The 26,784-nt window shown below is 59.1% G+C and carries 25 protein-coding genes, 1 tRNA gene and 2 riboswitches; of the genes, 14 read left to right on the plus strand and 12 right to left on the minus strand.

Annotated features, from left to right (window positions below):
* From EV660_RS04695 to rplA, 9 genes are all read left to right on the plus strand, one after another.
* A partial coding sequence (locus EV660_RS04695) for an EF-Tu C-terminal domain-related protein (RefSeq protein ID WP_246028973.1) occupies nt 1-510 on the plus strand: 510 nt, incomplete at its 5' end.
* Nucleotides 511-583: 73 nt separating this feature from the next.
* Nucleotides 584-2,455: an ABC transporter ATP-binding protein gene (locus EV660_RS04700; protein ID WP_071482086.1), complete on the plus strand. Its 1,872-nt coding sequence runs from the start codon at nt 584-586 to the stop codon at nt 2,453-2,455.
* A 180-nt stretch (nt 2,456-2,635) separates the two neighbouring features.
* A complete protein-coding gene (locus EV660_RS04705) occupies nt 2,636-3,301 on the plus strand; it encodes a CatB-related O-acetyltransferase (protein WP_071480612.1) in 666 nt (221 codons plus the stop codon).
* Nucleotides 3,302-3,357: 56 nt separating this feature from the next.
* Nucleotides 3,358-3,433: transfer RNA gene (locus EV660_RS04710), tRNA-Trp, on the plus strand.
* Nucleotides 3,406-4,329 (plus strand): hypothetical protein, encoded by a 924-nt coding sequence (locus EV660_RS04715; RefSeq protein WP_134013918.1) that lies wholly within the window; start codon nt 3,406-3,408, stop codon nt 4,327-4,329. The genes EV660_RS04710 and EV660_RS04715 overlap by 28 nt, the downstream gene beginning before the upstream one ends.
* An 89-nt stretch (nt 4,330-4,418) precedes the next feature.
* Nucleotides 4,419-4,616, plus strand: coding sequence for a preprotein translocase subunit SecE (gene secE / locus EV660_RS04720; protein WP_071480614.1), 198 nt, complete (start codon nt 4,419-4,421; stop codon nt 4,614-4,616).
* A 180-nt stretch (nt 4,617-4,796) separates the two neighbouring features.
* Nucleotides 4,797-5,330 (plus strand): transcription termination/antitermination protein NusG, encoded by a 534-nt coding sequence (nusG, locus tag EV660_RS04725; protein WP_071480616.1) that lies wholly within the window; start codon nt 4,797-4,799, stop codon nt 5,328-5,330.
* A gap of 116 nt (nt 5,331-5,446) precedes the next feature.
* Nucleotides 5,447-5,899, plus strand: coding sequence for a 50S ribosomal protein L11 (rplK, locus tag EV660_RS04730; RefSeq protein ID WP_071480617.1), 453 nt, complete (start codon nt 5,447-5,449; stop codon nt 5,897-5,899).
* A 4-nt stretch (nt 5,900-5,903) separates the two neighbouring features.
* Nucleotides 5,904-6,602, plus strand: a complete 699-nt coding sequence (rplA, locus tag EV660_RS04735; protein ID WP_071480618.1) for a 50S ribosomal protein L1 — start codon at nt 5,904-5,906, stop codon at nt 6,600-6,602.
* A gap of 127 nt (nt 6,603-6,729) precedes the next feature.
* Here rplA and EV660_RS04740 read toward each other — a convergent pair whose 3' ends face one another.
* The 4 genes from EV660_RS04740 to nudC form a co-directional block, all read right to left on the minus strand.
* Nucleotides 6,730-7,173 (minus strand): molybdenum cofactor biosynthesis protein MoaE, encoded by a 444-nt coding sequence (locus EV660_RS04740; protein WP_071480619.1) that lies wholly within the window; start codon nt 7,171-7,173, stop codon nt 6,730-6,732.
* A gap of 2 nt (nt 7,174-7,175) precedes the next feature.
* Complete coding sequence (moaD, locus tag EV660_RS04745) at nt 7,176-7,427, minus strand: molybdopterin converting factor subunit 1 (RefSeq protein WP_071480620.1); 252 nt, start codon at nt 7,425-7,427, stop codon at nt 7,176-7,178.
* A complete protein-coding gene (gene pgsA / locus EV660_RS04750) occupies nt 7,424-8,092 on the minus strand; it encodes a CDP-diacylglycerol--glycerol-3-phosphate 3-phosphatidyltransferase (RefSeq protein WP_071482087.1) in 669 nt (222 codons plus the stop codon). Before pgsA ends, moaD begins: the two co-directional genes overlap by 4 nt.
* Before the next feature lie 93 nt (nt 8,093-8,185).
* On the minus strand, nt 8,186-9,127 hold the full coding sequence (gene nudC / locus EV660_RS04755) for an NAD(+) diphosphatase (RefSeq protein ID WP_071480621.1): 942 nt from the start codon (nt 9,125-9,127) through the stop codon (nt 8,186-8,188).
* A gap of 230 nt (nt 9,128-9,357) precedes the next feature.
* Between nudC and EV660_RS04760 the strand changes: the two genes are divergently transcribed.
* From EV660_RS04760 to gcvP, 4 genes are all read left to right on the plus strand, one after another.
* Entirely contained in the window at nt 9,358-11,307 is a 1,950-nt protein-coding gene (locus tag EV660_RS04760; protein WP_071480622.1) for a bifunctional 2',3'-cyclic-nucleotide 2'-phosphodiesterase/3'-nucleotidase, read from the plus strand.
* Nucleotides 11,308-11,462: 155 nt separating this feature from the next.
* Nucleotides 11,463-11,554, plus strand: a riboswitch (glycine riboswitch).
* Between the two features lie 2 nt (nt 11,555-11,556).
* Nucleotides 11,557-11,622, plus strand: a riboswitch (glycine riboswitch).
* Nucleotides 11,623-11,686: 64 nt separating this feature from the next.
* Nucleotides 11,687-12,826, plus strand: a complete 1,140-nt coding sequence (gene gcvT / locus EV660_RS04765; RefSeq protein ID WP_071480623.1) for a glycine cleavage system aminomethyltransferase GcvT — start codon at nt 11,687-11,689, stop codon at nt 12,824-12,826.
* Between the two features lie 12 nt (nt 12,827-12,838).
* Entirely contained in the window at nt 12,839-13,198 is a 360-nt protein-coding gene (gene gcvH / locus EV660_RS04770; RefSeq protein ID WP_071480624.1) for a glycine cleavage system protein GcvH, read from the plus strand.
* 103 nt (nt 13,199-13,301) lie between these two features.
* Nucleotides 13,302-16,142 (plus strand): aminomethyl-transferring glycine dehydrogenase, encoded by a 2,841-nt coding sequence (gene gcvP / locus EV660_RS04775; protein ID WP_071482088.1) that lies wholly within the window; start codon nt 13,302-13,304, stop codon nt 16,140-16,142.
* A gap of 192 nt (nt 16,143-16,334) precedes the next feature.
* Here gcvP and trpE read toward each other — a convergent pair whose 3' ends face one another.
* Nucleotides 16,335-17,861, minus strand: coding sequence for an anthranilate synthase component I (gene trpE / locus EV660_RS04780; RefSeq protein WP_071480625.1), 1,527 nt, complete (start codon nt 17,859-17,861; stop codon nt 16,335-16,337).
* A gap of 6 nt (nt 17,862-17,867) precedes the next feature.
* Complete coding sequence (locus EV660_RS04785; protein WP_071482089.1) at nt 17,868-19,697, minus strand: peptidylprolyl isomerase; 1,830 nt, start codon at nt 19,695-19,697, stop codon at nt 17,868-17,870.
* A 288-nt stretch (nt 19,698-19,985) separates the two neighbouring features.
* On the opposite strand from EV660_RS04785, the gene EV660_RS04790 reads away from it, so the two are divergent.
* Nucleotides 19,986-20,762: a 23S rRNA (adenine(2030)-N(6))-methyltransferase RlmJ gene (locus tag EV660_RS04790; protein WP_071480626.1), complete on the plus strand. Its 777-nt coding sequence runs from the start codon at nt 19,986-19,988 to the stop codon at nt 20,760-20,762.
* A 35-nt stretch (nt 20,763-20,797) separates the two neighbouring features.
* On the opposite strand, the gene EV660_RS04795 is transcribed toward EV660_RS04790, so the two are convergent.
* The 6 genes from EV660_RS04795 to EV660_RS04820 all read right to left on the minus strand — a co-directional run bounded on the left by EV660_RS04795 (nt 20,798) and on the right by EV660_RS04820 (nt 26,755).
* Entirely contained in the window at nt 20,798-21,388 is a 591-nt protein-coding gene (locus EV660_RS04795) for a protein-methionine-sulfoxide reductase heme-binding subunit MsrQ (protein WP_157798930.1), read from the minus strand.
* A 14-nt stretch (nt 21,389-21,402) separates the two neighbouring features.
* Nucleotides 21,403-22,326 carry a protein-methionine-sulfoxide reductase catalytic subunit MsrP gene (gene msrP / locus EV660_RS04800; protein ID WP_071480628.1) on the minus strand — a complete coding sequence of 308 codons (924 nt, stop codon included), beginning with the start codon at nt 22,324-22,326 and terminating at the stop codon, nt 21,403-21,405.
* 499 nt (nt 22,327-22,825) lie between these two features.
* Nucleotides 22,826-23,830, minus strand: a complete 1,005-nt coding sequence (locus tag EV660_RS04805; RefSeq protein ID WP_071480629.1) for an ABC transporter ATP-binding protein — start codon at nt 23,828-23,830, stop codon at nt 22,826-22,828.
* Nucleotides 23,823-24,815: an ABC transporter ATP-binding protein gene (locus tag EV660_RS04810; RefSeq protein ID WP_071480630.1), complete on the minus strand. Its 993-nt coding sequence runs from the start codon at nt 24,813-24,815 to the stop codon at nt 23,823-23,825. The genes EV660_RS04805 and EV660_RS04810 overlap by 8 nt, the downstream gene beginning before the upstream one ends.
* On the minus strand, nt 24,815-25,756 hold the full coding sequence (locus EV660_RS04815) for an ABC transporter permease (RefSeq protein ID WP_071480631.1): 942 nt from the start codon (nt 25,754-25,756) through the stop codon (nt 24,815-24,817). The genes EV660_RS04810 and EV660_RS04815 overlap by 1 nt, the downstream gene beginning before the upstream one ends.
* A 12-nt stretch (nt 25,757-25,768) precedes the next feature.
* Nucleotides 25,769-26,755, minus strand: a complete 987-nt coding sequence (locus tag EV660_RS04820; RefSeq protein ID WP_071480632.1) for an ABC transporter permease — start codon at nt 26,753-26,755, stop codon at nt 25,769-25,771.
* Nucleotides 26,756-26,784: the final 29 nt, after the last annotated feature.

Consider the following 26,784-nt stretch of genomic DNA (forward strand, 5'->3'; position numbering starts at 1 on the left):
ACAGTTGTGACCGGCCGTGTGGAGCGTGGCGTGATCAATGTTGGCGACAGCATCGAGATCGTCGGTATCCGCGACACCAAGACCACGACCTGTACCGGTGTGGAAATGTTCCGCAAGCTGCTGGATCGCGGGGAAGCAGGCGACAATATCGGCGCGCTGCTGCGTGGTATCGGCCGTGAGGATGTCGAGCGTGGTCAGGTTCTGTGCAAGCCGAAATCGGTCACACCGCACACCAAGTTCGAAGCCGAAGCCTATATCCTGACCAAGGAAGAAGGCGGTCGTCACACACCGTTCTTTGCGAATTACCGTCCGCAGTTCTACTTCCGCACAACGGATGTGACCGGCACAGTGAAACTGCCAGAAGGCACGGAAATGGTGATGCCCGGCGACAACCTGAAATTCGAGGTTGAGCTGATCGCACCCATCGCGATGGAAGAGAAGCTCCGCTTCGCCATCCGCGAAGGCGGCCGCACCGTCGGCGCTGGTGTTGTGTCGAAGATCATCGAATAATCAAGCCTTTACGCCTTGAACTATCTAGGGGCGTGCAGGCAGTGCACGCCCCTTTTCTATGTTCGAGGCCCTTATGAATAATCTGTTTTCGCGCTTTGAGTCGCAGATCGACGCCTATCCTGCGACCCCGCCGACACAACCCCCTGCCACGCTTTGGGGCTTTTCCATCCATTTTGCCCGTCCGCTCTTGCCGTGGCTTCTGGCCATGTCGGGCCTTTCGGCTGTGTTTGCCATTATCGAGATCATTCTGATCGGGTATCTGGGCACGCTGGTGAACCGGATGACCGAATTGGGGCCAGAGGGGTTTCTGGAAGCCGAGTTTTCCCGGCTGATGGGCATGGCCGGGCTGCAACTGGTGGCCTTGCCGATCATTTCCGTGCTGGGTGCTCTGGTCATGTATCAGGCGATCATGGGCAATTTTCCCCAGCGCATCCGCTGGCAGGCGCATCGCTGGCTGCTGGGCCAGTCGATGGGATATTTTCAGGATGAATTCGCAGGCCGCATCGCCACGCGTCTGATGCAGACCGCACTTTCAGTGCGTGAAGTGGTGATGAAGCTGATGGATGTCGCAGTTTATATCTGCGCCTATTTCATCGGAACACTATGGCTGGCTGCAACGCAGGATGCGCGGCTTGCACTGCCTTTCGTGGCTTGGTCGGTGGCCTATGGTGCGCTGTTATGGGTGATTGTGCCGCGTTTGGGGCGCGTGTCGCAGCAACAGGCTGATGCGCGCGCGCAGATGACCGGGCGGATTGTTGACAGTTACACCAATATTGCCACCGTCAAACTGTTCAGCCATTCCGCCCGCGAAGAAGCCTATGCCCGCGAAGGGCTAGATGGGTTCTTGCAGACGGTCTACCGGCAAATGCGTCTGGTTGCCTTGCAGGATATCGGGGTTAACCTGATCAATGCGGTGCTGACGGCTTCGGTTACAGGCCTGGGCCTGTGGCTGTGGTTGCAAGGGCGGATTGATCTGGGCGCGCTTGCGGTCGCTATTCCGCTGGCGCTGCGCCTTGGCAACATGTCGCATTGGATCATGTGGGAATTCGCGGCGCTGTTTGAAAATATCGGTACGGTCCGCGATGGGGTGTCGACCCTGTCCCTGCCGCGCCAGATAAACGATGCACCAGATGCCAAGCCGCTAACAGCCAGCAAGGGCGCGGTCGCGTTCCGCAATGTCACCTTCCGATATGACGGGGCCGCAACCAAAAAGCCTGCGGTGCTGGATGCGCTGTCCTTGAGCATTGCGCCGGGGGAAAAGGTCGGACTGGTGGGGCGCTCGGGTGCAGGGAAATCGACGCTGGTGAATCTGCTGTTGCGGTTCTACGAAGTGAATGGCGGCCAGATCGAGATTGATGGCCAGAACATTGCGGATGTCACGCAGGAAAGCCTGCGCGCGGCCATCGGTGTTGTGACCCAGGACACAGCGCTGTTGCACCGTTCTGTGCGCGACAATATCGCTTATGGCCGACCAGAGGCGCGCGAGGATGAAATCTGGGCCGCCGCCGATCTAGCCGAGGCGCGCAGCTTCATTGAGGATCTTGCCGATGCGCAAGGCAGGCGAGGGCTGGATGCGCATGTTGGCGAACGGGGCGTGAAACTTTCGGGCGGACAGCGCCAGCGCATCGCAATCGCGCGTGCCGCGCTGAAAGATGCACCGATCCTGATCCTGGATGAAGCCACCTCTGCACTCGACAGTGAGGTAGAGGCCGCGATTCAGGTGCAACTGACGCGACTGATGCAGGGCAAGACCGTTATCGCCATTGCGCATCGCCTGTCGACCATTGCTGCAATGGACCGGTTGATCGTCATGGATCAGGGCCGGATCATAGAGCAGGGGCGGCATGAGGAGTTGCTTGCGCAAGACGGGCTTTATGCACGCCTTTGGGCGCGTCAGTCAGGGGGCTTCCTGATCGAGGATGAAGACGCAGGCACCGCGCCGTAGCCCCCGAGCATTCGCGCAGCAGTGATGCTGCGCGATTTCTTGCTACAAATTGTATCTCATGCGTTTCACGGTCGCGAGAGGGATTGCGCGCGGTTTGTATCGGCAGGATATAGGCGCGGTTGACCTGTTTGCGTTCTGTGTGGGCGCTTGCCACTCTCTTCAAATCCCTACGGAGCAAGAATGCCACCGATCTTTCCATCCCCCAAAATATCCTATCCGATCATTCTGGAGGATGGCACCACGCATCCGGACACTGTTTTCCTAAGCGCGGTGATCGACCATCCGCGCTGGCAGGTCGGGGACTACACTTATGCAAGTTCGGAATCGGCACCATCAGATTGGGCCAGATATCTGGCACCCTATCTGTTCACCTTCGCACCAGAACGCCTGATCATCGGGAAATTCTGCCAGATTGCAGATAGTGTCCGGTTTATCACCGCCTCTGCAAATCATCGGTATGACGGGTTTTCCAGTTATCCTTTCGCCATCTTCCACCGCAGTTTCGAGGGTGACAGTTCGATGCCGGGAACTGGCCCTGACACGATTATCGGAAATGATGTCTGGATAGGGCAGGGCGCGCGTATTCTTCCGGGTGCGCAGATCGGCGATGGTGTTATCGTCGGTGCAGGGGCTGTGGTGCGGGGAACGGTTGCGCCCTATCAGGTTATAGCGGGCAATCCGGCAAAGCCAGTGCGCGCGCGATTTACGCCGGATGTGGTGGCGCAGTTGCTATCGATTCGCTGGTGGGACTGGCCGATCGAGCATATCATGCGTCATCAGGCTGCAATTTGTGGGGCAGATATCGAATTGCTTTCAGCAGCGGCCGAAGAGATAGCAGTACAATAGAGGCGATTTCCCTCTTGATCTTGGGCAGGCGCTGACATAACCCTGCGCCACGGACTAGGGGTATAGCTCAGTTGGTAGAGCATCGGTCTCCAAAACCGAGGGTCGTGGGTTCGAGTCCCTCTGCCCCTGCCAGTCCGGCGGCGGTCATGCTTCATGTCGGGGCACATAAGACCGCCAGCACGCACCTTCAGAAAACACTGTTCTTGAACCGCGACATTCTTGCCGATCAGGGGTGCGTATATCTGGGGCCTGACCGTTTGCGGCGCGACCTAAAGATACCGGGCCTGCACCGTCGCCCCAAGGCAATAGCCACCAGAATCAAACCATTGCTGGAGGTGGTTCAGGCCGAACAGGCCGCAGGGCGCAGGCTGCTTCTGTCTGATGAAAACATCATGGGCGGTGGCCCCAAGCCCCCTGCCTTGGCGCAGGGCGAAATCCTCTATCCCAAGCTACAAAGCCAGATAACTGTTCTGCTTGATGCATTGGAATTGCGTGACGTGACTGTTTGCCTTGCCCTGCGCAATCCGCTTGATTTGCTTGTATCGGCATGGGGGCACCAGTTCCGGCGCGGCGATTTGCAGGGATTCGATCATTTTTGTGCTGACGTGGCCCCATTGGCGCTGCGCTGGTCAGAGGTTGTCTTGCGCGTGCTGTCATGTGGGGGCGTCAAAAATGTACTGGTTTGGCGGCATGAAGACTATGCCAGATTGCTTAATCCGTTGCTGATTGCCCTAAGTGGATGCAGGCCAGACACGGCCCTCAGGCACCCCGAACGTGACGGGGGCAGCGCCTTTCTGATTGGCCCGTCTGCGCGCGCGCTACAGCTTGTCCCCGAACTGATCGCCGACACGTCCGGCTTGGATGCGAAGGTGGCTTTGCGCCGCGCAATGCGTCGGTTCCCGAAATCGCACGATCATCCGGCCCCACAACCGTTTCGCGCAGATCAGGTCGCACAGGCAAAGGCGCAGTATCTGGCGGATTGGGACAAGCTGGCGGGCATGACAGGTGTGGCCTGCCTGACACCCTGAGATCGGCACAATGCTGCCGTTATGCCGAAAGCGCCTTGAAACCCCGCGACCTCCTGCGTATGTCCGGCGCAAGCAAAAGGAATTCTCGCATGGCCAAGACCAACCCTTTCCAGTTCATGCAGCAGGTGCGCGCCGAGACCGCCAAGGTTACCTGGCCCACACGGCGCGAGGTGCTGGTGACAACCGTGATGGTGTTCATCATGGCGGCACTGACGGCTGTTTTCTTCTTTCTTGTGGACCTCCTCATCCGCACTGGACTTGCCGGACTTCTGGGAATGTTCAATTAGAGCGCGGCAAAGCGCAGGCGGGGCTTGAAAACTCCGTTCGCTGCCTGTAATGCACGCTCAAAGCGCACCGGGTCGGTGCGCTGTTTGTTTTGAACTTCTGACAGGCAATGCAGCCAACAGATGGCAAACCCTGTCAGGCCGGTGCGTCCCGCATCGGAGAAGAGCAGAAAGATGGAAAACATGGCCAAACGCTGGTATTCGGTAAGCGTTCTGTCGAATTTCGAAAAGAAAGTGGCCGAGGCCATTCGCACCGCTGTGTCAGAGGGCGGTCTGGAAGATCAGATCGAAGAAGTTCTGGTGCCCACGGAAGAAGTGATCGAAGTGCGTCGCGGCAAGAAAGTCACGTCCGAGCGCAGGTTCATGCCCGGCTATGTTCTTGTGCGCATGGAAATGAGCGCGAAAGCCTATCACCTGATCAATTCCATCAACCGCGTCACAGGCTTTCTGGGAACGCAGGGCAAGCCGATGCCGATGCGCGATGAGGAAGTGAACTTGATTCTGAATCGCGTGCAGGAAGGCGAAGAAGCCCCGCGCACGCTGATCCATTTCGAGGTGGGTGAGCAGGTCAAGGTCAATGACGGACCTTTCGAAGGGTTCTCTGGTCTGGTCGAGGAAGTGGACGAACCGGGCAACCGCCTGAAGGTGATGGTATCTATTTTTGGCCGGGCAACCCCGGTCGATCTGGAATTCACACAGGTGTCGAAAGACAGCTGATGTGATGCGCGTGGGAGGCAGGCCGGGCGCGCCCGGAATCTGCCTGACCACTAAACCGCAAACAGCCCCTTGCACGCGTGCAATCCAGGGGTGAGGTGAAAAAAAGGAGAGGCCAGATGGCCAAGAAAGTAGTTGGGCAGCTCAAGCTGCAAATTCCGGCGGGCAAAGCAAACCCGTCGCCGCCCGTTGGTCCCGCATTGGGTCAGCGCGGCATCAATATCATGATGTTCACCAAGGAATTCAACGCCCGCACAGCCGAGCTTGAACCCGGTGCACCGATCCCCACAGTGATCACCTATTATCAGGACAAGTCCTTCACGATGGACCTGAAGACGCCGCCTGCGTCATGGTACCTCAAGCGTGCGGCTGGCCTGAAGCCTGTCGGCAAGCGCAACCGCGCACGCGGTTCTGAAGCGCCGGGCCGCAGCACCGCCGGCACAGTGACCACCAAGCAGGTCCGCGAAATCGCAGAGGCGAAGATGAAAGACCTCAATGCAAACACTGTCGAGGCGGCCATGCAGATCATTGCAGGCTCTGCCAAGTCGATCGGTATCGAGGTGAAAGGGTAAGCTTATGGCTAAAGTTGGAAAACGTGTGAAAGCTGCCCGCGAAGCCTTTGTCGGAAAGCAGAACCTGACAGTCGAAGAAGCTGTGGAACTGGTGAAAGCCAATGCAACGGCAAATTTCGACGAAACAGTCGAAATTGCGATGAAACTTGGCGTTGATCCGCGCCACGCAGACCAGATGGTGCGCGGTGTGGTCAACCTGCCCAACGGCACCGGCAAGACCGTGCGCGTTGCGGTCTTTGCCCGTGGCCCCAAGGCTGATGAAGCAACAGCCGCAGGTGCCGATATTGTGGGTGCCGAGGACCTGATGGAAACCATCCAGTCCGGCAAGATCGAATTTGATCGCTGCATCGCAACACCGGACATGATGCCAATCGTCGGGCGTCTGGGCAAGATCCTTGGCCCACGCAACCTGATGCCGAACCCCAAGATCGGCACAGTGACGATGGATGTGGCCGAAGCGGTGAAAAGCGCCAAAGGCGGTCAGGTCCAGTTCAAGGCCGAAAAGGCCGGGATCGTGCATGCAGGTATCGGCAAGGTATCGTTTGACTCGGCCAAGCTGGCGGAAAACCTGCGCGCTTTTGTCGATGCTGTTGCCAAGGCCAAGCCGACAGGTGCCAAGGGTGCCTATATGAAGGGTGTTTCTGTCAGCTCTTCCATGGGGCCAGGCGTCACGGTTGACGTGACCAGCGCCACGCAGGGCTAAGGCCTATTGTTATACGGAAAAAAGGGCGGCATGTGCCGCCCTTTTTTTTTGTTTCTTGATCTTAGGGGCTTTGCCCCTCTTGGGCCAGAGGCCCAATTCACCCCAGAGTATTTTCAGCAAGAAAATGTTACCAACGCTTCAAGGCGTCTTCATCTGTGTCTTTGGCAGCCACCCATTCGGCCCCGGAATGCGTGATTTCCTTTTTCCAGAAGGGCGCGCGGGATTTAAGATAATCCATCAGGAAATCGGCTGCGGCAAAGGCGTCGCTGCGATGACGCGATGCGGTTGCGACCATCATGATCTGTTCACCCGGTCGCAATGGCCCGTAACGGTGAATAATCAGGCACTGGTTCAACGACCAGCGCCGGGCCGCCTCCGCTGCGATCTTGCCAAGCGCGCGCTCGGTCATGCCGGGATAATGCTCGATAGTCATCGAGGTGAGGCTTCTATCGTCATGGTCGCGCACAATGCCACAAAAGCTGACGATTGCCCCGGAATTGCCAGAGCGCTGCGCGAATTCCGCGCATTCCTGCCCATAGTCAAAAGGCGCGCTTTGAACCCGGATATCCATGCTTAGCCACCCGTCATCGGCGGGAATAGGGCCACTTCGCGCGCACCCGCAAGGGGGCTGTCGAAATCTGCCAAGTCCTGATCTATGGCCACGCGCAGTGCCGACAGGTCCGAAAACGCCAGCGCATAGCGGTCTTCGCGCGCGCAAAGCTCTCGCAGCAGTTCGGCAACCGTCGCTGCCTGAGTTTCAACCGTTTCTCGCGGCACGCCGATCCGTTCGCGCACCCAGGCGAAATACAGGATTTCGAGGGTCATGTGTTTTCGTCCTTCAGATAGGGCTGGGCCTTGCGGAAATAGTCCCAGCCAGTCACCAGCGTCAGTATGGCGGCGACCCAGATCAGGGTCAGGCCAAGGTTCCAGACCGTGCTGCCGCCATATTGGGCCAGTTCCACAACATTCACGTCTTGTGTGCCAATATCACTGAGAGTTGCGATCAGCGCGGCATGACTGCGCAGGGCGCTTGCCTCGCGCACATATTCCAGCCCCATTGCCAGAAACAGCACCGCAATCGCTGTCATCTGGGCCGTGGTCTTCCATTTTGCAAGTTGGGTGACCTTGAGCAAGCCTGCCTTGTCGCCAAGAAACTCGCGCAGTCCCGAGACAAAGACCTCACGAAACAGGATCGCGGTGGCCGGCAGGATCAGCCAGGGGTCCATACCGGAATAACCTGTGATCACCAGCAGCGCGATCACGACCATTGCCTTGTCTGCGATCGGGTCCAGCATGGCGCCCAAGCGGCTTTCCTGCTTCCATGCGCGCGCCAGATAGCCGTCAAAGAAATCCGTAATTGCTGCCAGCGCAAACAGCACCAGAGCAAACCAGTCTGCCCAGGGGCGATGAAAATACAAAAACATGACCGCCACACCGGGTGCGGCAAGCAGGCGCAAGACAGTCAGGATGTTGGGCAGGGTCCATCGCACTGTGCCGGGTCCGTTTCGATGTATCATATTGGGCTTCATTTCGGTTGTATCCTGAAAGCGCTGGTGTCGGAATGCAAGTGCTGTTGCGCAAGCCTAGACATGTCCTGCCAGCCATCTGCCGATCATGTAATGCGCGATAGACCCATTGCGCGCAGGCAACACATGATCATGCTGGCCTGTCCAGGCAAGCAGAACCTCTTCACGAGAGAGCCAGCGCGCATCTTCCAACTCGTCATCGAGGGTAAGCGCGGTCCCCTGTGCCTGCGCGATGCAGCCGAACATCAGCGAGTTGGGGAAGGGCCAGGGCTGCGAGGCCATGTAGCGAATATGGTCCACCTGAATGCCGGTTTCTTCCCAGACTTCGCGCGCGACCGCCGTTTCCAGCGTCTCGCCCGGTTCAACAAACCCGGCCAGTGCGGAATACATACGTTCAGGCCAGCCATGAGAGCGGCCCAGCAGCAGCTTGTTTCCATGCGTCACCAGCATGATCACGACCGGATCGGTCCGGGGGAAGTGCTTGGCCGCGCAAGCCGGGCAAACGCGTTCCCAACCCGCAGCCGTGCTTTGCGTTTTTTCGCAACATGCCGCACAGAAGCGGTGTGTCCGGTGCCAGTTGAACAGCGCCCGCGCCGTCGCTGCGAGTGCAGCTTCCACAGCGGGAATCTGCATCATGGCCAGCCGCAATTCGCCAAAATATGCCCCTTTGGGCGCAGTCGGATGGATCTGAATGCTGGTATCGGTGAACATGGCCAGCGCCGCACGATCAAGTGCATCTGGCTCCCAAGACGAAATATCGGCGGCAAAAATATTACGGCCCTCATGCTCACCCAGATAAAGGAAGGGCTGCTTTGCATAGGCCAGAATTGGATCACTTGCCCCTGACCAGCACAGCGCTTGCGCACCAAGGTGCGGTTTGCCGCGCCAAAGGGGCAGGATGCGGGTTTGCGGATCAGCCAGCGCCGATGCGAGCGCAGCCGCATCAGTTCGAAACTGCGCCTTACGAGAGTGCCATTCATGGCCAAAGGCAAAGCGCATGTTATCTCCTGTCTCCTCCAACGATGCTGCTTTTGCAGTTTTTTCCTTCAAGAGCAACCGCCTGCTTGCGCGCGATACTCTCAATGGTTGTGCGGGCGGGTGCCGTGTCGTAATGTGAAATCCATGCAACCCGGCGATTTGACACAAAATAACCTCGTTTCTGGCCGAAATTTACCCAGCCGATAGCTACACTAGAAAGAGAGATGTAATGTAACGGTATGCAGAGTGACATGACACAGCATTTGAATTCATTTGATCGCAGCCAGGAAATTTCAGCCGCTGTGGACTTGCGGATCATGGAAACGACGGATTTGCACGTTCATTTGCATCCATATGACTACTATGCAGATTGTCCCGATCCAGACCTTGGTCTGGCACGATTGGCGGAACTGATTGACCATGCGCGCCATCAGGTTCCGAATTGCCTGCTGTTTGACAATGGCGATTTCTTGCAAGGCACCCCAGTGGGCGATTTCTTTGCCTATGACCGGGGCGTTCGTGCGGGCGAGGTGCATCCCGTCATCGCTGCGATGAATGCGCTGCGCTACGATGCAATTACCTTGGGCAATCATGAATTCAATTACGGTCTGGAATTTCTGATGGGGTCACTCTCGCAGGCACAATTCCCGACAGTCTCTGCAAATATCTTGCGCAAGACAGGGCGTGGGCCGCTGTTCGACAAGCATCTTTTTCGGCCCTATCGCCTGCTTCAGCGTGATGTGATCGACCGTGCGGGCCAGTCAAAGTCGATATGTGTCGGTGTTATCGGCGTTGCACCTGCACAGATCACGGTTTGGGAGCGCCAGCATCTTGATGGGCGTATCCAGACCCGTGACATGGTCGACTCGGTCAAGGCATGGGTGCCCGAAATGCGCGAGGCAGGCGCAGATATCGTCGTGGTTCTGGCGCATTCCGGTATCGGAGCAAGCCAGCACACCGATCTGATGGAAAACGCTGTCAGCCCGCTGGCGCGGATCGAAGGGGTTGACCTGATCCTGTGTGGCCACAGCCATCAGGTTTTCCCGTCGCCGCGATTTGCTGGGGTTCCTGGGGTAGATGTGGAGCGTGGCACGATCTGGGGCACGCCGACAGTCATGAGCGGGTTCTTCGGGTCGCATCTGGGGCTGGTTGACATGACGCTGCTACAGGATGGCGGCAAATGGCATGTTGTTAATACACAAGTCACGACGCGCGCGCTGCGAGAGGCGTCATTGCATTTCGCGCAGCCCGCACCGTTGGAAGGGCTTATGCCGCTGCGCAGCCCCGCTGTTCGCAGGATCGTGTCATCCGCGCATGATGCGGTGCTGGACAAGATCCGCCAGCCCGTTGGCCAGTCTGAAACAGCGATCAATAGTTTCTTTGCCTATCTTGGGCGCAACGCAGCAACGGCGCTTGTGGCCCATGCCCAGAAAGAATTTGTATCCGACCACCTGAAAGACAGCCCGCTTGGTGCATTGCCATTGCTGTCCGCCGTGTCGCCCGCAAAGGTTGGCGGGTTTGGCGGTGCACGCAATTTCACCAATATTGACGCAGGCAAGATGACGCTGCGCGCGCTTGCCGATCTTTATGTCTTTCCCAACCGCATTGCTGCCTGTCGCCTCAGCGGGGCCGATGTCCTGTTATGGCTTGAGCGCGCCGCGTCTGCGTTCCGGCAACTTGAACCGGGGCAGGATGCGCAGGATTTGATCGATCCCGCCTTTCCCGGGTATAATTTCGAAATAATTTATGGGCTGGATTACACGATCGACCTTATGTCGCCCGCGCGTTTTGGTCCTGACGGGCGCGAGATTGACGCCAGCTATTCACGCATCAAAGATGTGACGCTGAACGGCGCGCCGTTGGATCTGGACGCGGAAATCATTCTGTGCACCAACAGTTTTCGCGCGCAGGGTGCGGGTGGCTTCGCGGGCACGGGGTTTGAAGGTGTGGTTCTGGAACATCCGGCCATAACCCGCGATATCCTGAGCGACTATGTGCGGGCGCATTCACCGCTGAATGTTTCCGCGAATTCACCGTTCCGCTTGCACGCCGATCCGGGTGTCTCGGCCATTTTGCGCACAGGGGTTGCGGCCCATAGCCACCTTGATCTGATCGCGGATTTTGAACCAGAGATACAGGGGATCGACAAGAATGGCTTCCTGAAGCTGAAGCTGTGCATGGGCGAACCCCAAGGTCATTGACGCAGGCAGGGTTGGCTATCGGGTAAATGCCGCACCAAGAGCAGATGGCGCTTGCACTTGCGCAAGCGGCGAATGGGCAGGCCCCTAAATGCTGACCCGACAAGCAGGCCCGAAAAAAGGCTTGCAAGATGCCTCTAATTTCCGATAGCACAGCGCCCAAGGACACGGGAGACACTGACGCGACAGCATCAGGGCCGAAGGAGCAACCGCCCCGGTAAACTCTCAGGCAAAAGGACCGGTCCGGGCAAACACTCTGGAGAGAGGCGCATTGCGCCCGCCGAAGGGATAGCGATCTCAGGCGTCAAGGACAGAGGGGGCATGCAGACGGCGCGAGCCGCGATCATGAACCCGGCCTTAGGGCCCGATTGACAGAGGCGCCATGCCAGAGCAGTTGACTGAATTAAAGCAGACCCCGTTGCGCGCCTTGCACCAGAACCTTGGCGCGAAAATGGTGCCTTTTGCAGGCTATTCCATGCCCGTCCAATACCCTATGGGCGTTATGGCCGAACATTTGCACACCCGCGCCGAGTGTGGCTTGTTCGATGTCAGCCATATGGGGCAGGTGATCCTGACGCCAACAGATGGAATTGCCGCGCTCGAAGCAGGGCTTGAAGCATTGATGCCGGTTGCAGTCTCTGGCTTGGCGGAAGGGCGTCAACGCTACGGGATGTTCACCAATGCCGAGGGCGGCATTCTGGATGACCTAATGTTCGCAAACCGTGGGGATCATCTGTTTGTGGTGGTGAATGCTGCGTGTAAGGCGGCGGATATTGCCCATATGCAGGCGCATCTGTCCGACGTGGCGCTGGTGGAACCTGTGACTGATCGTGCCTTGCTGGCCTTGCAGGGGCCACAGGCGGAAAAGGTGCTGGCAAGTCTGGTGCCGGATATCCGGGGAATGCGCTTCATGGATGTGCTGAGCGTTGACACTGTGTTTGGCGCGCTGTGGATTTCACGGTCCGGCTACACGGGCGAAGACGGGTTTGAGATATCCATTCCCGCGGCCACCGCGCCAGATTTCGCGCGTTTGCTTCTGGACCTGCCAGAAGTGGCCCCGATCGGGTTGGGCGCGCGCGACAGCTTGCGCCTTGAGGCCGGCTTGTGCCTGTATGGGCATGACATAGACACCACGACAAGCCCGGTGCAGGCGGGGCTTGGCTGGGCGATCCAGAAATCCCGCAGGGCAGGGGGCGCGCGTGAAGGGGGCTTTCCCGGCGCTGAGCGCATTCTTGATGAACTGGCCAATGGCACTGCCAATCAGCGTGTCGGGCTGCAACCTCAGACCCGTGCCCCAATGCGCGAAGGCACCCAGATATGGGATGCGCCCGAGGGTGGCCAGCTGGTCGGCCACGTCACTTCTGGCGGTTTTGGTCCCTCTCTTGGTGCACCGATTGCAATGGGTTATGCTGAACGCGGATGTGCTGCAACCGGAACCGAGCTCTGGGGCGAGGTGCGCGGCAAGCGCCTACCTGTGACGGTCTGTGACCTTCCATTTCGACCTTCCACCTACAAGCGCTGAGGAGCGTTTCTGATGAAATATACTGAAGAACATGAATGGCTGCGCGTCGAAGGCGATGTCGTGGTTGTGGGCATCACCGAACACGCCGCCGAGCAATTGGGCGATGTGGTCTTTGTGGAACTCCCCGAGCTTGAGGCACAGGTCGTCAAGGGGGATGAGGTCTGCGTCATCGAATCCGTCAAGGCTGCATCCGACATCCTTGCCCCGGTCGATGGTGAAATTGTCGAAGTGAATGATGCACTCAGCGACAATCCCGGACTGGTGAACGAAGACCCACAGGGCGATGCATGGTTTTTCAAGATGAAACTCGATGATCTGCGGGTGCTTGAGGATTTCATGACCGAGGATGAATATAAGGAATTTCTTGGCTGAACTACGTTGCAAGATCACAGGCCGCGCCCCTGCCACGCAGCTGGGGGCGCAGCCACCAGCGCTGCGCCTACGCGCATGATTTCCGGCAATCACAAGGTACATGATGTCTTATACCCCAATCGCCTATAACCCCTATGATTTCGCAAATCGTCGCCATATCGGCCCGACGCCTGAAGAAATGGCTGCGATGCTGGCAGAACTGGGCTGTGACTCGCTGGACCAGTTGATCGGGCAAACCATTCCCGCTGACCTGCGCCAATCCGATCCGCTGACATGGGCGCCCTTGTCCGAAGGCGAGTTGCTGGCGAAACTGCGCGCGGTTGGGGCGAAGAATAAGGTCATGACCTCGCTTATCGGGCAGGGCTATTATGGCACCGTTACCCCGCCTGCGATCCAGCGCAATATTTTTGAAAATCCCGCATGGTACACGGCCTACACCCCCTATCAGCCCGAGATTGCGCAGGGGCGGCTTGAGGCGCTGCTGAATTTTCAGACAATGGTGGCCGATCTGACGGGCTTGCCTGTGGCCAATGCCTCGCTTCTGGATGAATCCACCGCTTGCGCCGAAGCAATGGTCATGGCGCAGCGCGTCGCCAAATCCAAGGCAACCGCCTTCTTTATCGACAAGAATTGTCACCCCCAGAATATCGCCGTGATGCAGACACGCGCCGCACCGCTTGGCATTGACCTGATTATCGACGACCCGGACAAGCTGGAGGCCGACAAGGTTTTCGGGGCCATTTTCCAATATCCGGGCACCTATGGCGACCTGCGCGATTTCACTGGGGCTGTTGCCGCGCTGCATGATGCGCGCGCCATCGCCATTATGGCAACTGATCTGCTGGCACTGACCATGATCCGCGAACCCGGTGCCATCGGGGCCGATATTGCCGTGGGCAGCGCACAACGCTTTGGCGTGCCTATGGGGTATGGCGGCCCCCATGCGGCCTTTATTGCATGCGCTGATGCTTACAAGCGGTCGCTGCCGGGGCGTTTGGTGGGCGTCAGCGTGGATGCACGCGGCAACAAGGCATATCGCCTGTCCCTGCAAACCCGTGAGCAGCATATCCGCCGAGAGAAGGCCACCAGCAATGTCTGCACCGCACAGGCGCTTCTGGCGGTCATGGCATCCATGTATGCGGTGTTTCACGGCCCCAAGGGGCTGCGCGCCATAGCAGAGCGGGTGCATTTCCTGACCCAGCGCCTGTATCGTGCCTTGCGCGCGGCTGGCGCGCATGTGGTTGTGAAAGAGTTTTTTGACACGATCACGGTTGATGTGGGCGTCGGGCAGGCGGGTATTCTGGCCGCAGCCCGTGCCGAGGGGCTGAACCTGCGCAAGATCGGGACCAGCCATGTCGGCATCTCGCTGGATGAAACGACAGATGAACAGGTGTTGATGCGCGTGCTTCGCGCCTTCGGGATCGAAGGGGTGCCACCGCATCGCGGTGATCTGGGTTTTTCGGACGCGTTCATCCGCGCCAGTGACTATCTGACCCACCCGATCTTTGACATGAACCGGGCCGAGACGGAAATGATGCGCTACATGCGCCGCCTTGCCGACCGTGATCTGGCGCTTGACCGCGCCATGATCCCTCTTGGGTCTTGCACGATGAAACTGAATGCCGCCGCCGAGATGATGCCGCTGTCATGGCCGGAATTCGCATCATTGCACCCGTTCTGCCCGCCCGATCAGGCACAGGGCTATGCCGAGGCAATCTCGGACCTGAAGGCCAAACTTTGCGAGATTACGGGCTATGATGCGATGTCGATGCAGCCCAATTCCGGCGCGCAGGGCGAATATGCGGGGCTATTGACCATTCAGGCCTATCACCGCGCACGCGGGCAGGGGCATCGCGATATCTGCCTGATTCCGATGTCGGCGCATGGCACCAACCCCGCCAGCGCCCAGATGTGTGGAATGCAGGTGGTGGTGGTGAAATCCTCTGCCAATGGCGATGTTGATCTGGATGATTTCCGCGAAAAGGCGGCCAAGGCGGGTGACCGGCTGGCGGCTTGCATGATTACCTATCCGTCTACGCATGGCGTGTTCGAAGAAACCGTGCGCGAGGTGTGTCATATCACACATGATCACGGCGGGCAGGTCTATATCGACGGGGCGAACCTGAACGCCATGGTCGGGCTGGTCAAGCCGGGCGAGATCGGGGGCGATGTCTCGCACCTGAACCTGCACAAGACCTTTGCCATTCCGCATGGTGGCGGCGGGCCGGGCATGGGGCCGATTGGCGTCAAGGCGCATCTGGCACCCTTCTTGCCGGGCCACCCCGAAATCGGCGGGGCAGAGGGGCCGGTATCGGCGGCACCTTACGGTTCTGCCTCGATCCTGCTGATTTCTTGGGCCTATTGCCTGATGATGGGCGGGCCAGGGCTGACACAGGCAACGCGCGTGGCGATTCTGAACGCTAATTACATCGCAGCCCGGCTTTCGGGATCCTATGACATTCTGTTCATGGGCAACAAAGGCCGCATCGCGCATGAGTGCATTCTGGACACGCGCCCCTTTGCCGAAGCGGGCATTACGGTGGATGATATCGCAAAGCGTCTGATCGACAACGGTTTCCACGCGCCGACCATGAGTTGGCCAGTCTCGGGCACCCTGATGGTCGAGCCGACGGAGTCTGAGAACAAGGCCGAGATCGACCGCTTTGTCACAGCATTGCTGTCCATCCGAGAGGAGATTCGCGCGGTCGAGACAGGCGAGATTGATGCCGAAAACAACCCGCTGAAACACGCCCCGCACACGGTCGAAGACCTGATCGCGGATTGGAACCGCCCCTATTCGCGCGAACAGGGCTGTTTCCCGCCTGCCAGCTTTCGGGGCGACAAATATTGGCCGCCAGTCGGGCGCGTGGATAATGTCTATGGAGACCGCAATCTGGTTTGCACCTGCCCGCCGGTTGAAAGCTATGCCGAAGCGGCGCAATAGTACCGTCTGAAAACAGGGTGGCGGCTGTGCAGGCGTAAGCCGTGCATCCGGTTGCGGGGGGCAAGGGTGTCAGCCCGTCGCGTATCGACGGGCCGCCCCACGGCTCAAACTGATGTAGATCTGGCAGTGCATCGCCGCACTGCTGCCCAACGATGCGCGGCTTGTCGCAGGTATCAAGCGCCCTTCAAGACGCTATCCGTTCCCGCCCGTAAACCGCCCTGCATCCTCTGCCGCGCGGCGTAATGCGCGGGATTTATTGACAGTCTCCATATACTCCGCCTCGGGGTCACTGTCATAGACAACACCGCCGCCCGCCTGAATATATAGCGTCTCATCCTTCAGAACCGCAGTGCGCAGGCAGATGCACATATCCATCTCGCCATTTGCGGCGAAGTAGCCAGCACCGCCACCATAAACACCGCGTTTTTCCGGCTCCAACTCGTCAATGATCTGCATCGCGCGCACTTTCGGTGCGCCGGAAACGGTGCCGGCAGGCAGGCCCGCCAAGAGGGCAGACAAGGCATCCTGCCCCTCGGCCAGTTCACCTACCACGTTAGAGACAATATGCATCACATGGCTGTAGCGCTCGATGATGAATTCCTCGGTCGGGCGCACAGTCCCGATTTTGGCCACACGCCCCACATCATTGCGCCCAAGATCCAGCAGCATCAGATGCTCTGCCAGTTCTTTCTGGTCGGCCAGAAGGTCGGCCTCATGCGCGCGGTCTTCCTCGGGTGTGGCACCGCGTGGTCGGGTGCCGGCAATCGGCCGGATCGTCACCTCACCCTCGCGCAGGCGCACCAGAATTTCCGGGCTGGCCCCGATGATCTGGAAATTGCCGTCGCTAGACCCAAAATCGAAATAGAACATGAAGGGCGACGGGTTGGTGCGCCGCAGTGAACGATAGAGCGCGAAAGGCGGCAGCGCAAAGCGCTGCGACCAGCGCTGCGATGGCACTACCTGAAAAATATCCCCTGCGCGGATATATTCCTTGGCGGTTTCAACTGCGGCCAGATAATCCGCCTTGGCGAAATTAGAAACAGGCTCGCCAATCGGGGCCGTGTCATTGCGCAATTCACGCGGCGCTTGTGGAACGCCGCGTTCCAGATCGCGCACGGCATCCATCACCCGCTCGGCGGCCTGTGCATAGGCCGCGCGCGCCGACAGGCCAGATCCGGCCCATGCGGGCGAGACGACGATCACTTCACCCTTGACCCCGTCCAGCACCGCCACGACCGAGGGGCGCAACATCACAGCGTCCGGCACATTGATCGGGTCAGGGTTCACATCGGGCAGGTGTTCCACCAACCGGATCATGTCATAGCCCAGATACCCAAACAGCCCGACAGAGGCAGCGGGCAACCCTTCGGGCATGGTCATCCGGCTTTCAGCAAGCACTGCGCGCAGCGTGTCAAGCGGATGGCCGTCCATCGCGCTCCATGCGTCAGGGTCAAACCGCGCCTCGCGGTTGATCCGGCTGGCACCATCGCGGCACTCCCAGATCAGATCAGGTTTCATTCCGATCATGGAGTAGCGCCCGCGCACCTCGCCGCCGGTGACAGATTCCAGAATGAAACTGTCTCTGCTGGCGCCCGCAAGTTTCAGGTAGAGTGATACGGGCGTGTCCAGATCCGCCGCCAGACGGGTGTAAACCAGTTGGTTCTCGCCGCGCTGCCAGCCAGCCTCAAATGTCGCGAAATCAGGGGTGAACTGGGGCATGGTGCTTCAGAAATTTGCCTGAACCGCGTCGATCATGGGCTGATCAATCCGGATCGGAGTTGTCTGGCGCAAACTGTTCGAGAAATACCCGAACAGGTCTTGCGCGATGCTCTGTTCAATCTGCATTTCCAGCGCGGATCGCAAATCTGCCACATCGTCCAGCATCAGGTCAGGGCTTTCAACTGCGTGCAGTTCAAGAATGTGCACGCGGTTGGCGCTTTCAACGATGCGCACCTCGCCTGTGTCCATCTCGAATGTGGCGGCCACCAGATCGCGCGGCAGATCCGGCATGATGTCGGTGCGCCGCAACCCGTCAAAGCGGACTGGTGCAATGTTCAGTTCGGGCGCGTCCCCATTGCCGCGCAGCGCCATTGCAAGCTCTTCCGCCTGCGCGCGCAACCCTTCGAGGATGCGTTCATTCTGCCAATCCGCGATCACCTGCGTCTCGATCTCGGGCAGGGGGCGTGGGGTTGCTGGCAGCGCTTCCAGATATTCCAGCGCGAACATGCCACCATCCTGCATGAAACTGATCTCTGGGAAATCGCCCTCTTGCAGCGCCTCTGCCGCGTCGCGCACACTTTCGTAAGCGGCAATGCCGTCGGTCATGCCGGGCCGCCAGTCCATCTGGCCGGACTGCATCTCGGTTTCCTGCCCCAGTTGCGCGACAGTGGCCCCACCCGCCAACAGGTCTTCATAGAGGTCATAATCATCCGACAGCACCCGGCGCGCTAGATCTGCAAGCTGTTCATCGCGCAACTGGTCGCGGGCCTGCTCAAACGTCACTTCCTGCGCAGACAGAATGGCATTCATGCGAAAGATTGCCGGGCCAAGTGTCGTTTCTGCCGGGCCAACAATTCCGGGCGCTTCAAGCGCGAACACAACATCTGCGGCCGCGCCAAGCTGCGCGCGCGTGACATCGCCCATATCGGTGTCTTCCAACTCCAGCCCCCGCTCGGCCACGAGGCTTTCAAACGTGGCGTCACCCGCATTGATACGCGCCAGCGCATCCTCGGCACTTTCCATGTCCGAAAAGACCAGACGCTCCACCAACCGCCGCTCTGGTTGCGAGAATTCCGACAGGCGCGCCTCATAGGCTTCGCGCAGAATGGCCTCGTCCACTTCGATCGTGTCGATCACCATTTCAGGCGTGATCCAAGCATAGCTGATGCGTTTGCCCTCAGGCAGGGTGTAACGGTCAAGATTAGCCTCGTAAAAGGCTTGCAATGTGGCTTGATCCGGCCTGCCAACGGGTTCAGCCAGGTTTTCCACGCTCAGGCTCAATACTGTGACATCACGCGTCTGGGCCTGATAATCCAGCAGGGGCTGAACAAGGCTGTCAGGGGCCGACGCCCCGCTGATCACCGAAAGCTGCAAGATGCTGCGCGCCACATCTTCGCGGATGGTGGTTTCAAATTCAGATTCGTTCATGCCCGCATTCTGAAGGGCAAACCGATAGGCTTCGCGGTCGATTGACCCGTCCAGCCCCTGAAATGCACCAATCTGCAAAATCTCGCGTTGCACGGTCGTATCGCCCGCAGAGACGCCAAGGCGCGCGGCCTCATTGTCAAGCACGGCATTATTGACCAGTTGTTCCAGAACCATCTGGTCCAGCCCGAACAAACGCGCCTGCTCCATCGTAAGGGCCTGACCCATCTGGCTTTGGAAGGCGCGCAATTCGTTCTGCATCGCCCGTGCATAGGTGTTTGCCGAAATGTTGCGATCCCCGACCGAGGCGACATTTTGCGACCTGCTTCCGAACCCCTCAACCCCGAAGCCCAGAAGGCTTAGCGCCAGCAAGGCCATCAGAAAACCTGCGGCAATGTTCTTGGCGCTCATTTTCTTCTTCGGTTTTGTCTTGGCCATGCCATCTCTCTTATGTGTCGTGAGCGGGAAATTCTTTCTGCGTGTGTATGCAAAGGCGGTGGCAGGGGCAAGCGTTCAGAGGTCAAGTTTTGCCAAGCAATGTGTGAGTTTCGGGCCGATCTCAAGATCGGCTGGCAATAGCCTTGCCGGAAAATGTCTGCCCCGCATGAAAGGCGAGGGGGTGTCCATCTCGACACGCGCCACCCATCGCATAGCCAGAAGCCGATTGATGTTGCCCACGCCACATGCGAAAGCAGCGCTATGCTGTCCTATCAACATAGTTATCACGCGGGTAATCTGGCCGATGTTCACAAGCATGCGCTTCTGGCATGGGTGCTGGACTACATGACGGCCAAGGACAAGCCGATCAGCTATATCGAAACGCATTCAGGGCGCGGGCTTTATGCGCTGGACGCACGCGAGGCGCAAAAAACCGGCGAGGCTGCCGCAGGCATCTTGCGCGCAGGCCATGCGTTTGGCCCCGATCACCCCTATGGGCGCGTTCTGGCCAAGGTTCGTGCGCAGCATGGCGACATGGCCTATCCCGGCTCTCCGCTGATTGCGGCCCAGTTGCTGCGCGCGCAGGACAGTCTGACCCTGGCCGAATTGCACCCGCAGGAATACGATGCCTTGCGTCAAGTGATGGCGGGAACTGGTGCGACAGTCCAGCGCCGCGATGGGTTTGAACTGGCCCAGGCGATCTGCCCGCCCACGCCGCGCAGGGGGGTGCTGATGATCGACCCTTCCTATGAAGTGAAGTCAGATTACACGCAGTTGCCGGATTTCGTGACCACGATCCGCCGCAAATGGAATGTAGGCGTGATCATGCTGTGGTATCCCGTTCTGAATGCAGGGTTGCACCGCCAGATGGTGGCGCAAATCAGCGCGAACCACCCCGATGTAGAATGCTATGAAACCGCATTCCCACCCGTGCGCGAAGGGCATCGCATGACCGGCTCTGGGCTTGTGGTGATCAACCCGCCTTGGGGTATGGCACAGGAAGCCGCGCGCATAGATTCCCTGATCCGCGCGCTTTGACGCTGCGCCATCATCGAAATTGCGCGCCTTAACCCTCAGGTTTTGGCCTTGGACTGCGCGCGTGCCGCATAGAGGCGAGAGGCCAGCAGAAAGAGGATGACCAAAGTCAGCACTACAACCAGCGGGCTTTGAAACCGCGACACAACCCAAGTATGCGCTATCACCACAATCGCTGCGGGCCAGACCAACAGATGCAGTTTTTTCCACAGCTTGAACCCCAGCAGGCGCGGGGCAATATCGACCGATGTGAGGGCAAGCGGCAGCATGAGCAGCAGCCCGGCAATGCCCAGCTTCACATGCAACATCTCGCGCATTTCGGCCAGGGCGAATTCCCAGATACCCCCCTGATCCAGAAACAACCAGGTCATCGCATGTCCGCACGCATATAGAAACGTCCAGACCCCCAAAGGGCGGCGCGCGGCGTATAACGGGCGCCATGAAATGAATGCCTGAATAAACCCTAGGGCAAGTGTGGCCATCAGGAACAACAGCGCATATCGCCCTGTGCGGTGCAACATGACCTCATGCGGGACAACGCCCAATTGGCCTGTCTGCCAGTGCCAGATCAGGAACAGGCCCGGCACGCCACATGCGCCCCAAAGCCCCCAGCGGATCACGGATGTCATGCGGCTGGCTTGCATCAGTAATGTGTTTCCAGATCCATTCCGGCGTAAAGATCGGCAACCAACTCTTCGTAACCATTGAACATTTCGGTGCGAATACGGTTTCCGTCATGCAGTCTGCGCTCGGTCGCCTGATGCCAGCGCGGGTGGCGGACAGTGGGGTTCACATTGGCATAGAACCCGTATTCCCGGGGTGACTTTTCATGCCATGTGGGCATGGGCCGCTCGGCCAGCAGCGAGATGCGCTTGATCGACTTAATGGATTTGAACCCGTATTTCCACGGCACCACCAGCCGGATCGGCGCGCCGTTCTGGTTGGGCATCACCTCTCCATACATGCCAACGGCAAGAATGGTCAGCGGATGCACCGCCTCATCCAGACGCAACGCCTCGACATAGGGCCAGTCCAGCAGGCCTTGCGCCGCGCGCGGCATGATCGAGGTGTCGTCAAAGGCTTCAAACCGCACATACCGCGCGTCGGATTTTACACCAACATGGGCCAGCAGGTCCGCCAGAGCAAAGCCATTCCACGGGATGACCATGGACCATGCCTCCACGCAGCGCAGCCGGTAGATGCGTTCCTCGATGGGAAAGCGGGCAAGCAGGTCTTCCATCGCAATCGGGCCGGGGCGGTCAACAAGCCCGTCAATCTCTATGGACCAAGGGTCTGTTTGCAGCGCATGTGCGTGTTGCGCGGGGTCATCCTTGGCAGGACCAAACTCGAAGAAATTGCAATAACCCGTTGCAACATCAAAGGAAGTCAGCGCTTCATCGGTCGAAAATGGCCCCGGTACAACTTCTGGCAAGGACTGGCTGCGCCCCGGTGTGGCATAGGCCAGCAGCCCTGCGCCCATCGCCGTCAATAACTGGCGCCGGTTCAGGAAATCTGACCGGGGGGTGATTTCGGATGATGCGGGGATTGGGTAGGAAAACCGGGGCATGTGCGAGGATTTGTTCCATTCTTAGGTGTATATGGCGCCCGCACTATTCTGCGTTGGCACCAACCAGACAGCTGTGCCACAGGCGCATTTTCTTTGTGGCAAGCATCGCCGATGCAGGGCCGAGATGCATTGACCCAGATCAAGAGCGTTGGGTTGAGCTGAACCGCCAGACCTGAGCGTGGCAGGGGGATACGCCCTTGATCGGATGTTTTCTGAAGGCGGGTTTACGGGCGCTAGACGCTTGCACCTAGCCGCGCAGCGTCGGGCCGCGGTGCAGCGATCCACAGTTGATCTATAGCGCTTTATGCTGACCAAGTCCCTGCGAGATCAGATGATTGCGCTGGTGGCAGCCAAATCGCCGTGCCGTGGGGGCGGCCCGGCGATGCGCGGCGGCGCTTTGCGCCTTGATTCCGCGCCTGGAGTTTATTCCACCGTTTGCAAAGCTCCACAAAGCGGACCTTCGACACGCATACCGACGCCCAGCGTCACACACAGAGCATTAGCGCCCCGTAGATGCCACCTCTTGGGGCGCAAGCAGATGACAGGCGGCGGTGCCTGTGCTGGTTGGATAGTCGGGCGGGTTACTGGCCTTGCAGATATCCATCACCTTGGGGCAGCGCGGGTGAAAGGTGCAGCCCGATGGCGGGTTGATCGGATTGGGTATTTCACCCGTGACTGGCATACGCCTGCGGCCCGACAGCGCCAGATCGGGCACTGCATCCAGCAACATGCGCGTATAGGGGTGTTGCGGATCAGTGAACAGCCGCTTGGACTCCGCCACTTCGACCAGCCGACCCAGATACAGCACACCGATGCGGTTGGCCATATGGCGCACCACGCTCAAATCGTGGCTGATCAGCAGATAGGTCAGGCCGAATTCATCCTGCAAATCACGCATCAGATTCAGGATCTGCGCCTGCACTGACACATCCAGCGCAGAAGTGGGTTCGTCGCAGACAATGAATTCGGGCTTGGACGACAAGGCCCGCGCAATCGCGATCCGCTGGCGCTGCCCGCCAGAGAATTCATGCGGAAACTTCGCGCCATCAGCCGCCGACAGCCCGACCAGATCCAGCAGCCGCCCGACCTCCTTGCTGATCTCCGCCCCCCGCAGCAACCCGAAGGTGCGGATGGGTTCGGCAATGATATCTTCCACCCGCCAACGCGGGTTCAGGCTGGCAAACGGGTCCTGAAAGATCATCTGGAAGCGGCGGCGCAGCGTGCGCATCGCAGCACCCGATGCGAAATCCATTTGCTGCCCGTCAAAGCGGATCACGCCTGCCGATGGCTCCAGCAAGCCCACGATCATCTTGGCAATGGTCGATTTCCCCGACCCGGATTCGCCCACCAGCGCAAAAGTTTCGCCGCGCTTGATCTCGAAACTGACATTCTCTGACGCTGTGAGAAACTGCCGTTCCTCGCGCTCGATCACGCGGTTCAGCCAGGGTTTAGAGACATCAAACCGGCGCGTCAGCCCTTCGACCGATAGAAGCACATCAGCCATGTGACACCTCTTTTTCCTGCGCGTCATACAGCCAGCATGACACATGCCGCCCATCGGCGCGCGCAATCAGGTTGGGTTGGTCGCGGTAGCATCGCTCAAAGACCTTGGGGCAGCGCGGGTTGAATGCGCAGCCCTGCGGGATTGCGTTCAGACGCGGCATGGAACCGGGGATCTGCGTCAACCGCTCTGCGGTCTGGGTCAGCGTCGGGATCGACCCCATCAGCCCGGCTGTATAGGGGTGCTCGGCGGCCTGAATGACATCGCGCACCGGACCAATCTCGGCCAGCCGCCCGGCATAGAGCACAGCGACGCGGTCTGCTGTTTCAGCAATCACGCCCATATCATGCGTGATCAGCATGACCGACGCGCCCCGCTCGGCGCAGATTTCCTTCAGCACATCAATGATCTGCGCCTGTACCGACACATCCAGCGCGGTGGTTGGCTCATCCGCAATGACCAGTTCTGGCTCGGCTGCCAAAGCCAGCGCAATCACCACACGTTGGCGCATCCCGCCAGAGAAATGATGCGGGTAATCGTCAATCCGTCGCGCCGCCGCCGGGATGCCTACGCGGTCCAGCAAGCCAACGGCACGCGCGCGCGCCTCCTTTTCGGACAAATCCATATGCGTGCGGATCGTCTCGATCAGTTGCTCGGCCACAGTGTAAAGCGGGTTAAGGCTGGTCAGCGGGTCCTGAAACACCATGCCGATCCGTCGTCCCCGGACACGGCGCATTTTCTCGCGCGGCAGATTGTCAATCCGCTCTCCACGCAGCCAGATTTCACCGCCCGCAATCCGCCCCGGCGGTTCCAGCAGGCCAATGATCGCGGCACCGGTCAGCGATTTACCCGCGCCGGATTCGCCGACCATGCCCAGAACTTCGCCCTCGGCAATGTCGAAAGACACCCGGTCCAGTGCGCGCAATGTGCCGCGCCGTGTCGGAAATTCGACGATCAGATCACGAACGGAAAGAAGCGGAGCAGCCATCAGCGCAACCTCGGGTTCAGGGCATCGCGCAGCCAGTCACCCAACAGGTTGACCGACAGCGCCAGCGCCAGCAGCGTCAGCGAGGGGAACAGCAATATCCACCACTCGCCCGAAAACAGAAAGCCCTGTCCGATGCGGATCAGCGTGCCAAGGCTGGGTTGGGTAGAGGGGACACCCACCCCAAGAAACGAAAGCGTCGCTTCTGCAATGATCGCCAGCGCAAGGCCGATTGTGGCAATCACCAACACGGGCCCCATCACATTGGGCAGGATGTGGCGCACGAGAATTTTGGCTGGATGCGCACCAATCACGCGGGCGGCCTGCACATATTCCTTGGATTTCTCGACCATCGTGGCCCCGCGCACAACACGCGCATATTGTACCCATTCCGACAGGCCAATCGCCACGATCAGCACCCAGATCGCCATCGCTTCGCGGTAGGCGGGCGGGATGAAACCACGCGCCACACCGAAAATCAGCAATGCCAGCAGGATGGAAGGGAAGGTCAGCTGCACATCGGCCACCCGCATCAGCAGGCTGTCAACCCAGCCGCCGCGATAGCCTGCGATCAGCCCCAGCGTGATGCCCAGCACCATTGCGAAGGCGACCGCCATAAAGCCCACGAAAAGCGAAATCCGCGCCCCGTACAGGATGGTCGAAAAGACATCACGCCCTTGGTTGTCAGTGCCCAGCCAATAGGTGTTGCCGGTAAACTGGTTCGGCTCCATCGGTGGGGTAAACCCGTCCATCAGGTTCAGCGTGGCCGGGTTGAACGGGTCATGTGGCGCAATCCAGGGCGCGAAGATGGCCGCCAGAATGATCAGCAGCGATACAGTCGCGGCCACAATCGCAAGCGGCGATTTTCGAAAGGAATAGGCGATGTCGCTGTCCCAGGCGCGGGCGAAGCGCCCCGGTTCCGGCTTTTTGAAGATGTCACTCATGGCTAATTCCCCTCAATGCCGTGCATTGGCCCGGTCCACCCGCAAGCGCGGATCGACTGCGTAATACAGCAGATCAACGATCAGATTGATCACCACAAAGACCAGCGCGATCAGCATCAGATAGGCGGCCATGACGGGCACATCGACAAACCGCACCGAATTGATGAACAGCGCCCCGACACCGGGCCATTGAAACACTGTTTCTGTAATGATCGAAAACGCGATGATACTGCCCAACTGCAAACCAGTGATGGTGATCACCGGGACCAGTGTGTTTTTCAGTGCGTGACCAAAGTTCACCGCGCGGTTCGACAGGCCGCGTGCGCGGGCGAATTTGATGTAATCGGTGCGCAGCACTTCCAGCATCTCGGCGCGCACAAGGCGCATGATCAGTGTCATCTGATACAGCCCCAGCGTAATCGCGGGCAGGATGAGAGAGGCGCGCCCAGATTCCGTCAGCAGCCCGGTGCGCCACCAGTCGCCCACATATACCGTATCTCCACGCCCGAAAGAGGGCAGCCATTGCAACTCGACCGCGAAAACCCAGATCAGCAAGACACCGATCAGAAAGGTCGGCAAGGACACACCGATCAGCGATACCGTCATGATCGTGCTGGATAGCCAGCCGCCGCGCCGCAATGCCGTATAGACGCCAAAACCGACACCAAAGACAAAAGCCATGATGCCAGAGACAAGCGCAAGTTCCAGCGTTGCAGGCAGGCGCGACAGGATCAGTTCCATCACCGGCTGTTGCAGACGGTAGGAAATGCCGAAATCACCCGTCACCGCGCGGGCGATGAAATTCCAGAATTGCACAAGAAACGGGTCATCCAGACCCAATGCCGCGCGCATTTCCGCGCGTTCGGCCAGTGTGGTTTCCTGCCCCACCATCGAGGCGATCGGATCGCCCACAAAGCGAAACAACGCAAATGCCACAAGGGCCACAGTCAGCATGACAATGACCGATTGTGCCAGACGGCGCAAAATGAATGCAGTCATGCGGGCCCCTCCCGGAGTGGCGCAGGAAT

Origin of the sequence: Roseinatronobacter bogoriensis DSM 18756, from assembly GCF_004366635.1 — a bacterium.
GTDB classification, from domain to species: Bacteria; Pseudomonadota; Alphaproteobacteria; order Rhodobacterales; family Rhodobacteraceae; genus Roseinatronobacter; species Roseinatronobacter bogoriensis.

Coding starts and splice junctions, on each gene's coding strand:
- EV660_RS04820 (WP_071480632.1), bottom strand. CDS start 26,755: ATGACTGCATTCATTTTGCGCCGTCTGGCACAATCGGTCATTGTCATG.
- EV660_RS04810 (WP_071480630.1), bottom strand. CDS start 24,815: ATGGCTGCTCCGCTTCTTTCCGTTCGTGATCTGATCGTCGAATTTCCG.
- moaD (WP_071480620.1), bottom strand. CDS start 7,427: ATGACCCTCGAAATCCTGTATTTCGCCTGGGTGCGCGAACGGATCGGC.
- EV660_RS04785 (WP_071482089.1), bottom strand. CDS start 19,697: ATGAGCGCCAAGAACATTGCCGCAGGTTTTCTGATGGCCTTGCTGGCG.
- gcvP (WP_071482088.1), top strand. CDS start 13,302: ATGTCTTATACCCCAATCGCCTATAACCCCTATGATTTCGCAAATCGT.
- nusG (WP_071480616.1), top strand. CDS start 4,797: ATGGCCAAACGCTGGTATTCGGTAAGCGTTCTGTCGAATTTCGAAAAG.
- EV660_RS04790 (WP_071480626.1), top strand. CDS start 19,986: ATGCTGTCCTATCAACATAGTTATCACGCGGGTAATCTGGCCGATGTT.
- rplK (WP_071480617.1), top strand. CDS start 5,447: ATGGCCAAGAAAGTAGTTGGGCAGCTCAAGCTGCAAATTCCGGCGGGC.
- EV660_RS04705 (WP_071480612.1), top strand. CDS start 2,636: ATGCCACCGATCTTTCCATCCCCCAAAATATCCTATCCGATCATTCTG.
- gcvT (WP_071480623.1), top strand. CDS start 11,687: ATGCCAGAGCAGTTGACTGAATTAAAGCAGACCCCGTTGCGCGCCTTG.
- nudC (WP_071480621.1), bottom strand. CDS start 9,127: ATGCGCTTTGCCTTTGGCCATGAATGGCACTCTCGTAAGGCGCAGTTT.
- msrP (WP_071480628.1), bottom strand. CDS start 22,326: ATGCCCCGGTTTTCCTACCCAATCCCCGCATCATCCGAAATCACCCCC.
- EV660_RS04760 (WP_071480622.1), top strand. CDS start 9,358: ATGACACAGCATTTGAATTCATTTGATCGCAGCCAGGAAATTTCAGCC.
- rplA (WP_071480618.1), top strand. CDS start 5,904: ATGGCTAAAGTTGGAAAACGTGTGAAAGCTGCCCGCGAAGCCTTTGTC.
- EV660_RS04740 (WP_071480619.1), bottom strand. CDS start 7,173: ATGGATATCCGGGTTCAAAGCGCGCCTTTTGACTATGGGCAGGAATGC.
- EV660_RS04815 (WP_071480631.1), bottom strand. CDS start 25,756: ATGAGTGACATCTTCAAAAAGCCGGAACCGGGGCGCTTCGCCCGCGCC.
- trpE (WP_071480625.1), bottom strand. CDS start 17,861: ATGCCCCAGTTCACCCCTGATTTCGCGACATTTGAGGCTGGCTGGCAG.
- EV660_RS04805 (WP_071480629.1), bottom strand. CDS start 23,830: ATGGCTGATGTGCTTCTATCGGTCGAAGGGCTGACGCGCCGGTTTGAT.
- EV660_RS04700 (WP_071482086.1), top strand. CDS start 584: ATGAATAATCTGTTTTCGCGCTTTGAGTCGCAGATCGACGCCTATCCT.
- gcvH (WP_071480624.1), top strand. CDS start 12,839: ATGAAATATACTGAAGAACATGAATGGCTGCGCGTCGAAGGCGATGTC.
- secE (WP_071480614.1), top strand. CDS start 4,419: ATGGCCAAGACCAACCCTTTCCAGTTCATGCAGCAGGTGCGCGCCGAG.
- EV660_RS04795 (WP_157798930.1), bottom strand. CDS start 21,388: ATGACATCCGTGATCCGCTGGGGGCTTTGGGGCGCATGTGGCGTGCCG.